The sequence below is a fragment of the Streptomyces sp. NPDC005962 genome, from assembly GCF_040629205.1.
In the GTDB taxonomy this organism is placed as follows: domain Bacteria; phylum Actinomycetota; class Actinomycetes; order Streptomycetales; family Streptomycetaceae; genus Streptomyces.
This window is the reverse complement of record NZ_JBEXVE010000005.1, coordinates 244,678-257,490: the sequence shown is the minus strand read 5'-3', so window position 1 is coordinate 257,490 and position 12,813 is coordinate 244,678. Positions and strand designations below refer to the sequence as shown.

The following is a 12,813-nucleotide window of genomic DNA, read 5'->3' as shown; positions in this document are numbered from 1 at the left end:
GCAAAAGGTCCCTGTCTTGCGCCATCTCACCTACCACCAGCTGCTGCGGCGCACCGACGCCCCGCCCGGCTCCAGCTGGCATCTCTTCCCCGACCAGCCCGAACGCGGCATGGCCAACTTCGCGGGGCCCGAGCAGATCCGGCGGGCGGCACACGAGGTCCGCGACGGCCGGGCGTTCAACCTCGACTACGCCCTCGACGCCTTCGACCCGCCCATGTCCCGGTCCCGTGGCATCCCCCACCACCGCATCACCGCCGCACACGACCAGGCCCGCGACGACGTCCTGGACAACTTCCACCTCCAGGCCAGCACCCAGATCGACGGACTGCGCCACCGCCGCGCCTCCGGGTACGGCTTCTACAACGGCGTACCCGACGACGAGATCGCGCCGCGAAGCCCGCGCCTGGGCGTGCAGTTGTGGGCCGAGACCCCGCTCGCCGGGCGCGCGCTGCTCATCGACATCGACGGCCTGCTCCGCGACCGCGGCACCCCGCTCGACCACGCGTCCGGCCCGGCCCTCGTCCCCGATCTGCTCGACGCGGCGCTCGCGGCCCAGCGCTGCCGCGTCGAACCGGGCGACCTCGTCCTCGTCCACACCGGCTGGGCCCACTGGTACCTCACCGCCGAGCCCGGCGTACGTGCCACCGTCCGCGCCGAGCGCCGCGCCACCGGGTTCGCGCAGTCCCGGGACTTCGCCGCCTGGTGCTGGGACCACCGCGTCGCGCTGCTGGCCACGGACACGTTCGCCGTCGAGGTCCTTCCCGTCGTCCCCGGCGGCGACTTCCACCACAGCGCTCCCGAGGACAGCGGCATGATGCATCAGGAGCTGATCGCCAAACTCGGCCTGCCGCTGGGCGAGTTGTGGAACCTCACCGCCCTGGCCGCCGACTCCCGGGCAACCGGCCGCTGGAGCAGCCTCCTGACCGTCAAACCGCTCCATCTCACCGGTGGCGTCGGCTCCCCCGCCAATGCCACCGCCCTTCGCTGACCAGGCATTAGTCGTCCGTTAGTAGAACACCAACGCGATCTTGCAGAGTGGTTGTCGTCCGGGAGAGACACGAGAGAACAGAGCAACGGGAGAACACCCATGAACACCGCCACCAACCGCTTCCGCGGCCGCGCCGGCCGCCGCCTCGCCGCGACCATCCTCGCCGCCGCGGCGCTGGGGCTGGGGGCCACGGCCTGCGGGCCCGACGACGGGGCGGACGCCTCGGGCTCGTCGAGCTCGCAGGAGGCCTCGGCCTCGACCCAGCCCACGGGTGGCAACTCCTCTGACGACTCCGGCAAGTCCGACAACTCCGGTTCGCAGAGCCAGAACGGCGAAGAGGCCTCGGCCCCGCCCGCCGAAGGGGGCGGCGTCGCCAACGCGGGCAACCAGCGCACGATCGTCGGCACGCTGAAGTACCTCGCGCCCGGCAAGATGACCGTCAAGCCCGAGGAAGGCGGCATGGAGCAGGAGTTCCTGGTCGCCAACGCCACGAACATCCTCGGCGCGGCCACGATCTGCTCCGACGACCCCGACGGTGGCGTGTCCATCGGCGACGACGGCTACGGCACCGCGAAGTGCAGCGTGGACGAGCTGGAGACGGCCGCGAAGAAGAACCACGTGACCGTCCGCGTCACCATGGACACCAAGTCCGGCGGTGCCAATTCGGTCGAGGAGAAGTACCACCCTTAAGCCCCCCGCGGGTCGAGCGGTGTGACGACGTCGCTGTCCCCGTGCAGGATCAGCGCCGGGGCGGTGACGCCGGAGTAGCCCTCCGCGATCTCGTATCGCGTGAGGGCTTCGGCGTTGCCGGTCAGCGCGTGCAGCGGCCACGGGGTGGCCACGCCGTCCACCAGGCTCTGTGCCGTCACACCGTTCTCGCGCATCTGACCGCCGGACGCGTACGTCCCGGCGTAGACGATCCCGGCGACGCGCTCCGGGTGGGCCAGGGCAGCCAGTTCCTCGACCTTCTCGGCACCCCCGCCGCCGCCAACCAGTGGCTGGTCGACCACGACCTCGCCCCGGCGGACACCGGCATGCGGGAGATGTGCGCCGCGCAGCTGCGGTCGCTGCGCGAACAGATCAGGTCACTGCTCGCGTCCCACGTCGGAGCCCTCCCCGCCCTGCCCGCGGCTCTGGCCGCCGTCGATGACGCGCTGACCCGGGCCCCCACCGCCTGCGGCTCCACCCCCTGCAACCGCTACCCGCTCCGAGCCGGGCGCCGCCACTGGTGCTCCACCCGCTGCGGCGACCGCGCCCGCGCGGCCCGCGCCTACGCCCGCCGCACCCTCAGGGGCCTTGCGGGGGAGATCTTTTCGGACTTCCTCCGGTGGGGTGGCGCGATGCGCGCATGGCGGGGCAGCCCTCCCCTATGCTTCTACAGGCGTGTAGAAGCGCGACCGGGCGGCCCTTGGGTGCCCGTCCGCCCGCACGCTCTCACCGCGTCACGACCACTCGCCCCGGGAGGGCAGGCATGGCTTCCATAGACCTGAAGACGGTGCTGGACAAGGCATGGGCCGACAAGGAGCTGACGGAGATTCTCGCCGCTCCCGTATCGGCGCTCAAGGGGGTCTCCGACCGGCAGGGGAGTCTGCTGGAGGAGGCGTTCGGCGTCAAGACGGTCCAGGATCTGGCCGATTTGAAGTTCGCCCGCTGGGCCTCGGCCCTGGCCACGCTCGACACCACGGGCAAGTAACCGCGGGCGCGGTACCGAACGCATACGCACATCACGCAGAGAAGGAGTGAACGCCACGATGGTGTTCAAACGACTGCTCGGCTCACTCGGTGTCGGCGGCCCGACCGTGGACACCGTGCTGGACCCCGGTCCCGTGCTCCCCGGCGGGACGCTGAGCGGGCAGGTCCATCTCCAGGGTGGCAGCTCGGACTTCGAGATCGAGCGGATCACCCTGGACCTCGTCGCCCGGGTCGAAGCCGAGCACGGCGACGAGGAGCGCGAAGGCGTCGTCGTCTTCGACCACTTCACGGTGGGCGGCGGGTTCCGGCTCGCCGAGGGCGAGCGCCGCAGCCTGCCGTTCACCGCCCAGCTGCCCTGGGAGACGCCCGTCACCGAGCTGTACGGGCAGTCGCTGGGCATCGTCCTCGGGGTCCGCACCGGGCTGGACGTGGCGGGCGCGAAGGACAAGGGCGACCTGGACCAGCTGACGGTGGGTCCGCTGCCCGCCCAGGAGGCCGTCCTGGAGGCGCTGGGACAGCTCGGTTTCGGCTTCAAGTCCGCCGACCTGGAGCTGGGGCACATCGGCGGCACGGCGCAGCGGCTGCCGTTCTACCAGGAGATCGAGCTGACCCCCGCGCCGCAGTACGCCCACGCCCTCAACGAGCTGGAGGTGACCTTCCTCGCGAACCCCGGCGGCCTGGACGTCGTCCTGGAGGCCGACAAGCGGGGCGGGATCTTCTCCGGTGGGCATGACGCCCTCACCCTCTTCACCATCGGCCACGAGGGCGTCGGGCAGCGCGACTGGACCACGGAGGTCGACGGCTGGGTGCGGCAGCTCGTCGACCACCGGGGCGCTCACGGCTCCCATGGCTCCCACGGCTCTCACGGTTCACACGGCTCCCACCACGGATTCGGTGACCATCACGACGACGGCCACCGCCGCTCCGGGCCCAGCACCGGGGCCATCGTCGGCGGTGTCGCGGCGGGCGTGGCGGTCGGCGTCGTCGGCGGCTTCGTCGCGGCGGAGGTCGTCGACGAGATCGGCGACGCCTTCGAGGACGAGGAGGACTAAAAACCCCATCGGCCCACCGGGCTCGGACGCTCGGACGCTCTGCTAACTTCTACAGTGTTGTAGAAGTAAGCGACGACGTACGGAGTTGGTCATGGCCCTGTGGGACCGCATCAAGGATTCCGCCCAGACGATGCAGAGCCAGCTGCTCGCCAAGAAGAACGACCTCAAGAGCGGTGCGTTCCGCGACGCCAGCATGGCGATGTGCGCCCTGGTGGCGGCGGCGGACGGTTCGATCGACCCGTCCGAGCGGCAGCGCGTCGCCCAGCTGATCGCCACCAACGAGGTGCTGCAGAACTTCCCCGCCGACGACCTGCAGTGGCGTTTCAACGACTACCTCGACAAGCTCACCGCCGACTTCGACTTCGGCAGGGTCAGCGTCCTCCAGGACGTGGCCAAGGCGAAGAAGAAGCCCGCCGAGGCGCGCGCCGTCATCCAGATCGGCATCGTCATCGGCGGCGCCGACGGCGACTTCGACCAGACGGAGCGGGCCGTGGTCCGCGAGGCCTGCTTCAGCCTGGACCTGGACCCCGCCGAGTTCGATCTGTAGCCGGTGGCGTGCGGCCGGTCCCGGGAGCGAGCCCCGGGACCGGCCGCAGCGGTCGCAGCGATTACGACAGCTACGACGGCTACAGCGGCGTCGCGGACTGGAGCACCCGGAAGAGCGCGATCGCCGCGTTCGCCGAGGACAGCGCGGACGCGGCCGAACCCCCGGCGGCGACCCAGGCGGCGACCCCCGCGGCCGTGTACGCGGGCGGCCAGTTCCGGGCGGACGGCACCGGGCCCAGCAGCGCGGCCACCCGGCGCGGGACGGGGCCGGGCGCGGCGATTCCGGCCAGCGTCGGGGCGGGGGTGCCACGGGAGACCAGCGCGGCCTTGCCGACGGCCCTGGCCACCACCTTCCGGTCCGCCACCACCCCGGCCGCCTCCTCGTCCGCCCACCGCTCGGCGCAGTAGGCGACCGCTCCCCGCAGCGGGCGCAGCAGCGGATTCGCCCGGGCCGCCAACTGGGCGGCCAGCAGATAGCGGTGGTGCCGTCCGGCCAGATGGGCGTGCTCATGGGCGATCAGGGCGCGCCGCTCGGAGGCGTTCAGGCAGGCGAGCATCGCGGTGGAGACGACGATCCGGCCGGGCTTGCCGGACGCGGCGGGCAGCGCGTACGCGTACGCCTCGTCGTCGGGAAGGGTCGTGACCAGCTCGTCCGCCAGCCCGGCAACCGCCTCCTGGGCGCGCCGCCGCGCCCGGTGGTGGCGCCGGACCGTCGCCGCGCACGCGAGGATCACGGGGACGAGCGCGACGATGGCCGCCTTCCCGGCCACCTCGTCGAACGGCACCGCCGCCCGCACCTCGGGGTCCGACCAGCCGTCCGGCAGCGGGTTGCCCGGCAGCTGGGCCGTGCCGACGACCACCAGCAGCGCCAGGCACAGCGTGGAGGACACCGCGAGGACGCCGCCCACGAGCGACAGCAGCCGGGTGGCGCTGCGCGGGTGGAGGTAGTGCTCGGCCAGGCGCGTGATCGGCAGCGCCGTTAACGGCAGGACAAGGGGCAGAAAGACGAACACACCCAACGCGCTCAGTCTCCCTCCGCCTCGCTCAACAGGTCCCGCAGCAGCCGCTCGTCGTCGGCCGTCAGCCCCGTCACGAAGCTGGCCAGCACCGCCCCGCGGTTGTCCTGGCCGTCCAGGACCCGGCGCATCCGCAGCGCGGCCAGCCCGGCGCCGTCCGACTCCGCCTGCCATACGAACGACCGGCCCGCGCGCTCCCGGGTCACCGCCTGCTTCGCCTGCAGCCTGGACAGGATCGTCATGACCGTGGTGTAGGCGAGATCGCCTTCGAGCCGCTCCTGCACCCAGGCGGCCGTCACCGGGCCGTCGGCCCGCTGCAGCACGGCCAGCACCTGTGCCTCCAGCTCCCCCTGCCCCCGCCGACGGAAGCGCGGGTGCTGGTCGCCCTCGTCCTGATCTCTCACGCCATCTCCCTCCGGCACACCGCCGACAGCCCAGCCGTTGGTGACGGTACAGGGTCCCGGATCGCCCCCGCCCACCACGAAACTTCTACACTGCTGTAGATTTTAAAGGACATTCATCGAGCACTCAGGAGGAGATCGTGGGAGTTTCCCTGTCCAAAGGCGGCAACGTCTCGCTCAGCAAGGCGGCCCCGGGCCTGACGGCGGTCCTGGTCGGCCTCGGCTGGGACGTACGGACGACCACGGGCACCGACTACGACCTCGACGCCAGCGCCCTGCTGTGCGACGAGGGCGGAAAGGTGGTGTCCGACCGGCACTTCGTCTTCTACAACAACCTGACCAGCCCCGACGGTTCGGTCGAGCACACCGGCGACAACCTCACCGGTGAGGGCGAGGGCGACGACGAGTCGGTCAAGGTGAACCTGGCGGCGGTCCCCGCCGAGGTCACCCGGATCGTCTTCCCCGTCTCCATCCACGACGCCCAGAGCCGCGGCCAGAGCTTCGGCCAGGTCCGCAACGCCTTCATCCGGGTGGTCAACCAGGCCGACAACGCCGAACTCGCCCGCTACGACCTGAGCGAGGACGCCGCGTCCGAGACCGCGATGGTCTTCGGCGAGCTGTACCGCCACGGCGCGGAGTGGAAGTTCCGCGCGGTCGGCCAGGGATACGCCTCGGGCCTGGCGGGCATCGCGTCCGACTTCGGCGTCAGCCTCTGACGCCCGTACGCCGGGGCATCGCAGGGGAACCGGGAATCGTCAGGAGAAGCACATGACCGTGAACCTGGCCAAGGGCCAGCAGATCAGCCTGAGCAAGTCCGACGGCGGCGCGCTCAGTGCGGTACGCATGGGCCTGGGCTGGCAGGCCGCGCCCCGCAAGGGCCTCTTCGCGCGGATGGCCGCCCGCGACATCGACCTCGACGCCTCGGCGGTGCTGTTCTCCGGGCAGCGGCCGGTCGACGTGGTCTTCTTCCAGCACTTGAGCAGCGACGACGGCTCCGTGCGCCACACCGGCGACAACCTCGTCGGCGGCACCGGCCAGGGCGCCGACGACGAGTCGATCCTGATCGACCTGGAGCGGGTTCCGGCCCAGGTCGACCAGATCGTCTTCACCGTGAACTCGTTCACCGGGCAGACCTTCGAGCAGGTGCGGAACGCCTTCTGCCGACTGATCGACGAGAGCGACGGGCAGGAGATGGCCCGCTACACGCTCAGCGGCGGCGGCCCCTACACCGCGCAGATCATGGCGAAGGTCTACCGCTCGAACGGCAGCTGGCAGATGTCGGCGATCGGCGCCCCCGCCTCCGGGAAGACCTTCCAGGACCTGATCCCGGCCGTCCTCCCGCACCTCTGACCGCTCGTCCGACCGCTCGTCCGACCGCGAGTCCGACCGCGGGCACGCGCTCCTCAGGCGTCGAGGCGGCCCCGGGGGCCGCGGCGGGTCTGGTCCAGCCATTCCGGGGCCGGTTCGGTGTCGCCGTAGGTGTCGTGCCAGTTCCACCACTCGTACGGCGGGGTCCGGGGGTAGCCCTCGGGGGAGTCCTCCCAGGTCTCCTGCCGTCCGAGGGCGGTCATGTCGAGGTAGCTCCAGGTGCTGCCCAGGGCCTCGTCGCCGCGGGCGTTGATGAAGTAGGTGCGGAAGACGTGGCCGCCGTCGCGGATGAAGGCGTTCGTGCCGTGCCACTGGTCCACGTCGAAGTCGGCGTCGAAGTCGTCGGTGATCGTGTACCAGGGCATGGTCCAGCCCATCCGCGCCTTCACGGCCTCGATGTGCTGCTGCGGGGCGCGCGAGGCGAAGACCAAAGTGGTGTCGCGGGCGTTGAGATGGGCGAGGTCGCCGACGTGGTCGGCCACCATGGAGCAGCCGCGGCAGGCGTGGTCGGGCCAGCCGAAGACGCCGGGCTCGAAGAAGGCGCGGTAGACGATGAGCTGGCGGCGGCCCTTGAACAGGTCGAGCAGGCTCAGCCTGCCCTCGGGGCCTTCGAACGCGTACTCCTTCTCCACCGCCACCCAGGGCATCCGCCGGCGCTTGGCGGCCAGTGCGTCACGGGCGCGGGTCAGCTGTTTCTCGTCCACGAGCAGCTGTCGGCGCGCCTCCTCCCACTCCCCCGGCGAAACGATCGGCGGTGTCTCCATGGCGATGACCACCTTCCGGTCCGGTCCCTGTGTCCAGGGTCTGCCGCCGTGGGCACGGGCGCACGCCGATCCGAAAAGCCCCAGGCCAGCGACCTGGGGCTACGCGCCGGGGGCGCCGGGCTGGGCGCCGGGGGCGGTTACTTTCCGGCGCCGACGGGGGTGACCCGGATGGCGGAGGCGGTGCTGTCGGAGGCAGGGATGTTGATGGTGGCGGGCACCGAGGCGGAGTGGGTCTCTCCGGGCGGGGTGACGCTGAGGCTGGTGAAGGTCGCGCCGGTGCCGCCGGAGGTGTTCGGCGGGTAGGAGAGGGTGAAGCGGGTCTCCGCGCCCGCCTTGACGCTGACCTTCTGCGGGGTGTCCTTGGTGCGGTCGGCGCTGATGGCGCCGTCCTTGCTCTTGAGGTCGACGCCGGGGAAGCCCTGGAGGGTGCAGGTGGCGGAGCCGGTGTTCTTGAGGTTGACGAGGAGGGTGCCCTCGCCCATGCCGGGGGAGCTGCTGAAGTCGAGCTGGGAGGTCTTGCAGGCGTCCGAGGCGGCCTCGGAGCCGCCGCCCGCGCCGATGTCACCGGACGAGCCGTCGGAGTTGTCCGAACCGTCGGAGGAGCCGGTGCCGCCGGTGGAGGTGTCGGACTTCTGGTCGGCGGACGCGCTGCTGTCGCCGGAGCTCTGGGAGGAGGAGTCGTCCCCCTGGCAGGCGCTGAGCGAGAGTCCGGCCGCGACGGCCAGGGCGAGGAGGGAGAGGTTCTGAACGCGCATCGTTTCTCTTTCAGGGGCGGTGCCACTCACTCCTCGGGAGTGAGCTTACTGATCATCGAGACCCCAGGGCGGACAGGGGACGTCCCGTTCCGACGAGCCCCTGGTACATGGCCGCTACACACGTCCTGGGCATGATCACCCTAACCCGCCCGCTCCCCGCCAACCCCCAGGTCCCACCGCATGTCCCTGCGCCCGGGGCCCTGTGACGACGCGCACTGTGGGGGCTCTTGCGGGCGGGGTGGGGGGTGGCGGCCTAATCTAGGGGCGGTTGATGGGCGTTGGGGAGAGGGTAAAGGGGATCGGCGATGCCGCTGAGTACCGATGATCCGGCGTCCATAGGCGGCTACGCTCTGCTCGACCGGCTCGGTTCGGGCGGTATGGGCATCGTCTATCTGGCCCGGTCGGCCTCGGGGCGGCAGGTCGCGGTCAAGCTCGTGCACGCGCAGTACGCGCAGGACGAGGAGTTCCGCGCCCGCTTCCGGCAGGAGATCACGGCGGCCCGCAAGGTGAGCGGGGCGTTCACCGCTCCGGTGGTGGACGCCGATCCGGAGGCCGAGCGTCCGTGGATGGCCACGCAGTACGTACCGGGGCGCACCCTCGCCGACGCCGTGCGGCAGGACGGCCCGTTCGGCGGGCGGGAGTTGCGGACGCTGGGGCTGGGGCTCGTCGAGGCGCTGCGGGACATCCACCGGGCCGGGGTGGTGCACCGGGATCTGAAACCGGCCAACATCCTGATGGCCGGGGACGGGCCGCGCGTCATCGACTTCGGCATCTCGCGGGCCGCCGACAACCAGACGCTCACCGTCACCGCCGGGCGGATGCTCGGCACCCCGCGCTTCATGTCGCCCGAGCAGCTGCGCGACGCACGCGAGGTCACCACGGCCTCGGACGTGTTCTCGCTGGGCGCGCTGGTGGTGTACGCGGCCACCGGCGTCGGGCCGTTCGACGCCGAGAGCCCGTATCTCTCGGGATACCAGGTGATGTACGAGCCGCCGACGCTGAACGGGGTCCCGAAACCGCTCATCAGGCTCATCAAGCGGTGTCTGGCCAAGGCCCCGGCCGCACGGCCCGGCCTGGACGAACTGCACCGCATGCTCGACGCGCTGCCGGACTTCGTCGCCGCGGCCCGCCCGGCGGAGCCCGCGTTCGCGGACACCCTGCCGCCGGAGGCGGGCACTTTCACGCCCGCCCGGGCGAAGTCCACGACGCCGCGGGCCACCTTCACGCCCCCGCGCGGGGAGTTCCGGCCGTGGCGGACGCGGGGGAGCGGCCGCGGGCGCTGGGTGCGGCCGGTCCTCATCGGGGTCGGCGCCCTGGCCGTCAGCGGGCTGGTCGCGACGGTGGCCTCCAGCCTGGCCACCGACCCGCCCCCGTACCACCCCGCCGCGTCCGCCACCGCCGACGCGCGCTCGGTGTCCGTGCCCGACGGCTGGCGCCCATGGCGGACGACGCTGCGGTACAAGGCGCCGCTGCCGCCTCTCGTGTACCAGGACGCCGCATGCGTGGCGGACCACGCCGCCGCCCTGTACTGCGGCGGCAAGGGCTTCACCGTCGCCAGGGTCGACGCCGCCACCGGCCGCGTCCAGTGGCGCAGCGGCACCAGGCCGCAGGACGCGCGCCCCATCGGGGTGCGGGACGGGATCGTCTACAGCTACTCCGAGCGGGAGAACGAGGGCCGCCGGGTGACCGCCCTGGACACCGGCGGCAAGAAGCGGCGGTGGGAGCGCGGGATCAGCCAGTCGGCGTCGGTGCGCCTGTTCCGCGGCGGGGTGCTGACGCTGTCCGAGGACAGCCGTCAGCTGGTCGCCTACGGGTCGTCGGGGAAGCTGCTGTGGCGGTCGCCCGCGCTGGAGAGGCAGTTCTGCGAACCGTCGACACCGGTCGCGTCCGGCGTCCCGTACGCGCTGTGCTCGCCGCTCACGTCGGACGGGCTGGCCGAAGAGGGCCCGTACACCCTGCTGCGGCTCGACCCCGCCGACGGTTCGCGGCGCGCGGTGGCGACCCTCCCCAAGAAGGCGGTGCACCTCGGCTCCGACGACGGGGCGCCCCTCTTCCTCGCGCCGCAGACCGCGAAGGAGGTGTACGAGGCCGGGTACGAGCGCCCGTACGACGCGGTCATCCGGGTGGACCCGCGCACCGGCCACACCACGCGCGTCCCGCTGCGGCACCCCCTGCGCGGCACGGCCACCCTGCTGAACGGGGTCGTCTACGCCGTCCGGACCAACGGAACGGTCACCGCGGTGTCGGCGCGCAGCGGCAAGCAGCTGTGGCAGCGGGAGACGGAGACGGAGAGCCTGTCCGCGCCCGTGGAGTCCAAGCGCCACGGCAAGCTCTACTTCTCCAACCGCTTCGGCCGCCTGCTGGCGCTGGACAGCGTCACCGGGGCGGAGGCGTGGCGCACCTCCGCGCTGCCCGACCCCGGGGACACGGCGCAGGACCGGCCGCCGACCGTGCTGCTCGTCAAGGACGCGATCGTGGCGATGGCCGGGGACACGGTGTTCTCCGTACGCCCGGACCATCCCACCGCCTCGCCGTCGGCGGCCCCGACATCCGCGTCCGGAAGCCCCGCCGCGACGCGCTGAGCGGACGACCGGCCGCCTCCCGGCGCCGGTTTCCCAGCGCTGATTTCCCGCCACACCTTCATCCGCTACGGCCGCCGATGAGCGGAACCGCCCCGGTTTTCGTATCGCAGTACGACAACTACCCAATGAGGGGCGTAGTGGTGAGATACAAGAAGAGACACAAGCGGTCCCGCGTACTCGTGGTGTCCGCTGTCGGCGTCACGGCCCTGGCGGTCGGCGGCGGGGCGCTGCTGATGACGGACAACAACGCCTCGGCCGCCCGGCAGTCCCCCAACCGGACCGAGTCCGCCGCCCGGTCCTCGATGACCATCCAGTGTCCCGACGTCGCCACCCGGCTGTCGAACGTGCCGCAGAAGGCACGGCCCGCCGTGGACAAGGAACTGGCGGAGATGGACACCCAGGTCGCCGGGGCCTACAAGCAGCTCGCCGCGCAGGCCACCAAGGCCGCCGACCAGGAGTGGGTGCGCACCCGCGTCCTGGAGCCGCTGTCGTCCCAGCGCCGCAGCGCCCTGAACCGCATCTCCACCCGGATGGGGCAGGGCTCGCAGCAGGCGTCCGGGCTGGGCTCGATGGCGTCCTGCACGGTCAAGCAGGGCGCGGTGGACGCCGCCCCGGCGGCCGCTCCGGCGGCGGCGGACGCCAAGGCGCAGGCCGCGGGCGGGGCTCAGGCAGCGGGCGGGGCTCAGGCAGCGGGCGGGGCGCAGGCCGCGGGCCCCCAGAAGGCCGACTTCGTGGACATCAAGAAGGTGCGGCCCAACGTCAAGAACCCGCGCAAGCAGGCAGGCGCCTCCAAGGGCACCTTCTCCTCGCGCTGCGGGCGCAACGAGAACAAGAAGTTCAACTCCGACAACGTCATCGTCGCCCCCGGCGTGAGCAACGGCGCCCACCACATGCACGACTACGTGGGCAACCAGAAGAACGACGCCTTCGCCACCGACCAGATCCTCGCCACCGCGACCACCTCCTGCACCAACGGCGACCGCTCCACCCACTACTGGCCGGTCCTGCGGCTGCGCGACGGCAAGAACGAGAAGGACGCGGGCGCCCCGGGCGGCGGCACCGAAGGAAACGTCGGCACCATCCTCCAGCCCACCTCCGTGCAGCTCACCTTCCGCGGCAGCGCCGTCGGCAAGGTCGCGGCGATGCCGAAGTTCCTGCGCATCATCACCGGTGACGCCAAGGCCTTCACCAACGGCACGGCCAATGCCAACGCCTCCTGGAGCTGCACCGGCTTCGAGAACCGCCAGCTCAAGGACAAGTACCCGCTGTGCCCCAAGGGCAGCAACGTGGTGCGGACGTTCAAGTTCCAGAGCTGCTGGGACGGCCGTAACTCCGACAGCGCCAACCACCGCACCCACGTCGCCTTCGCCGGCGCCAACGGCGGGTGCGGCAAGGGCTTCAAGGCCATCCCGGCCCTGACCCAGCGCATCACCTACAAGATCGCGCCGAAGGCGGTCTTCGCGGTGGACAGCTTCCCCGAGCAGCTGCACAAGCCGGTCACGGACCACGGCGACTTCATCAACGTGATGTCCGACTCGCTGATGAAGCAGGCCGTGAAGTGCATCAACAGCGGCCGTAAGTGCGGCTGAGGCCACTGAGGCCGCTGAGTTACGACCGCACCACCGCACGATCACACATGCCGGGCCCGG

General features: G+C 71.6%; 14 protein-coding genes and 1 pseudogene. 10 read left to right on the top strand and 5 right to left on the bottom strand.

Translation table 11 applies throughout. The annotated features are described in order from the left end of the window. Positions 1-16: 16 nt before the first annotated feature. Entirely contained in the window at positions 17-988 is a 972-nt protein-coding gene (locus tag ABZ370_RS11445; RefSeq protein WP_358619163.1) for a cyclase family protein, read from the top strand. A 99-nt stretch (positions 989-1,087) separates the two neighbouring features. Next, positions 1,088-1,678, top strand: coding sequence for a hypothetical protein (locus ABZ370_RS11440; protein WP_358619162.1), 591 nt, complete (start codon positions 1,088-1,090; stop codon positions 1,676-1,678). Here ABZ370_RS11440 and ABZ370_RS11435 read toward each other — a convergent pair. Next, positions 1,675-1,998: a hypothetical protein gene (locus ABZ370_RS11435; RefSeq protein WP_358619339.1), complete on the bottom strand. Its 324-nt coding sequence runs from the start codon at positions 1,996-1,998 to the stop codon at positions 1,675-1,677. The genes ABZ370_RS11440 and ABZ370_RS11435 overlap by 4 nt on opposite strands. On the opposite strand from ABZ370_RS11435, the pseudogene ABZ370_RS11430 reads away from it, so the two are divergent. The 4 genes and pseudogenes from ABZ370_RS11430 to ABZ370_RS11415 all read left to right on the top strand — a co-directional run. Beyond that, a pseudogene (locus ABZ370_RS11430) lies at positions 1,945-2,274 on the top strand (ABATE domain-containing protein); the annotation flags it as partial. The gene ABZ370_RS11435 and the pseudogene ABZ370_RS11430 overlap by 54 nt on opposite strands. A 185-nt stretch (positions 2,275-2,459) precedes the next feature. After that, positions 2,460-2,681: a hypothetical protein gene (locus ABZ370_RS11425; protein ID WP_358619161.1), complete on the top strand. Its 222-nt coding sequence runs from the start codon at positions 2,460-2,462 to the stop codon at positions 2,679-2,681. A gap of 58 nt (positions 2,682-2,739) precedes the next feature. Beyond that, on the top strand, positions 2,740-3,732 hold the full coding sequence (locus tag ABZ370_RS11420; RefSeq protein WP_358619160.1) for a sporulation protein: 993 nt from the start codon (positions 2,740-2,742) through the stop codon (positions 3,730-3,732). A gap of 91 nt (positions 3,733-3,823) precedes the next feature. Beyond that, positions 3,824-4,279 (top strand): TerB family tellurite resistance protein, encoded by a 456-nt coding sequence (locus ABZ370_RS11415; protein ID WP_358619158.1) that lies wholly within the window; start codon positions 3,824-3,826, stop codon positions 4,277-4,279. Between the two features lie 79 nt (positions 4,280-4,358). Here ABZ370_RS11415 and ABZ370_RS11410 read toward each other — a convergent pair whose 3' ends face one another. Continuing rightward, positions 4,359-5,297, bottom strand: coding sequence for a M56 family metallopeptidase (locus ABZ370_RS11410; protein WP_358619157.1), 939 nt, complete (start codon positions 5,295-5,297; stop codon positions 4,359-4,361). Between the two features lie 5 nt (positions 5,298-5,302). Continuing rightward, a complete protein-coding gene (locus ABZ370_RS11405; protein WP_358619155.1) occupies positions 5,303-5,698 on the bottom strand; it encodes a BlaI/MecI/CopY family transcriptional regulator in 396 nt (131 codons plus the stop codon). 137 nt (positions 5,699-5,835) lie between these two features. On the opposite strand from ABZ370_RS11405, the gene ABZ370_RS11400 reads away from it, so the two are divergent. Continuing rightward, the gene (locus ABZ370_RS11400) at positions 5,836-6,411 is read left to right on the top strand and encodes a TerD family protein (RefSeq protein WP_358619154.1); all 576 of its coding nucleotides are present in this window, start codon (positions 5,836-5,838) and stop codon (positions 6,409-6,411) included. A gap of 52 nt (positions 6,412-6,463) precedes the next feature. Next, a complete protein-coding gene (locus ABZ370_RS11395) occupies positions 6,464-7,045 on the top strand; it encodes a TerD family protein (RefSeq protein ID WP_358619153.1) in 582 nt (193 codons plus the stop codon). A 53-nt stretch (positions 7,046-7,098) separates the two neighbouring features. Here the strand turns inward: ABZ370_RS11395 and ABZ370_RS11390 are convergent, their stop codons facing one another. Continuing rightward, the gene (locus ABZ370_RS11390) at positions 7,099-7,827 is read right to left on the bottom strand and encodes a DUF899 domain-containing protein (protein WP_358619152.1); all 729 of its coding nucleotides are present in this window, start codon (positions 7,825-7,827) and stop codon (positions 7,099-7,101) included. Positions 7,828-7,964: 137 nt separating this feature from the next. After that, positions 7,965-8,582 carry a DUF4232 domain-containing protein gene (locus tag ABZ370_RS11385; protein ID WP_358619151.1) on the bottom strand — a complete coding sequence of 206 codons (618 nt, stop codon included), beginning with the start codon at positions 8,580-8,582 and terminating at the stop codon, positions 7,965-7,967. Positions 8,583-8,887: 305 nt separating this feature from the next. Here ABZ370_RS11385 and ABZ370_RS11380 point away from each other — a divergent pair, with 305 nt between their 5' ends. Together ABZ370_RS11380 and ABZ370_RS11375 are read left to right on the top strand one after the other, a co-directional pair. Beyond that, on the top strand, positions 8,888-11,164 hold the full coding sequence (locus ABZ370_RS11380; RefSeq protein ID WP_358619150.1) for a protein kinase: 2,277 nt from the start codon (positions 8,888-8,890) through the stop codon (positions 11,162-11,164). Positions 11,165-11,304: 140 nt separating this feature from the next. After that, complete coding sequence (locus ABZ370_RS11375; protein ID WP_358619148.1) at positions 11,305-12,753, top strand: DUF1996 domain-containing protein; 1,449 nt, start codon at positions 11,305-11,307, stop codon at positions 12,751-12,753. Positions 12,754-12,813: the final 60 nt, after the last annotated feature.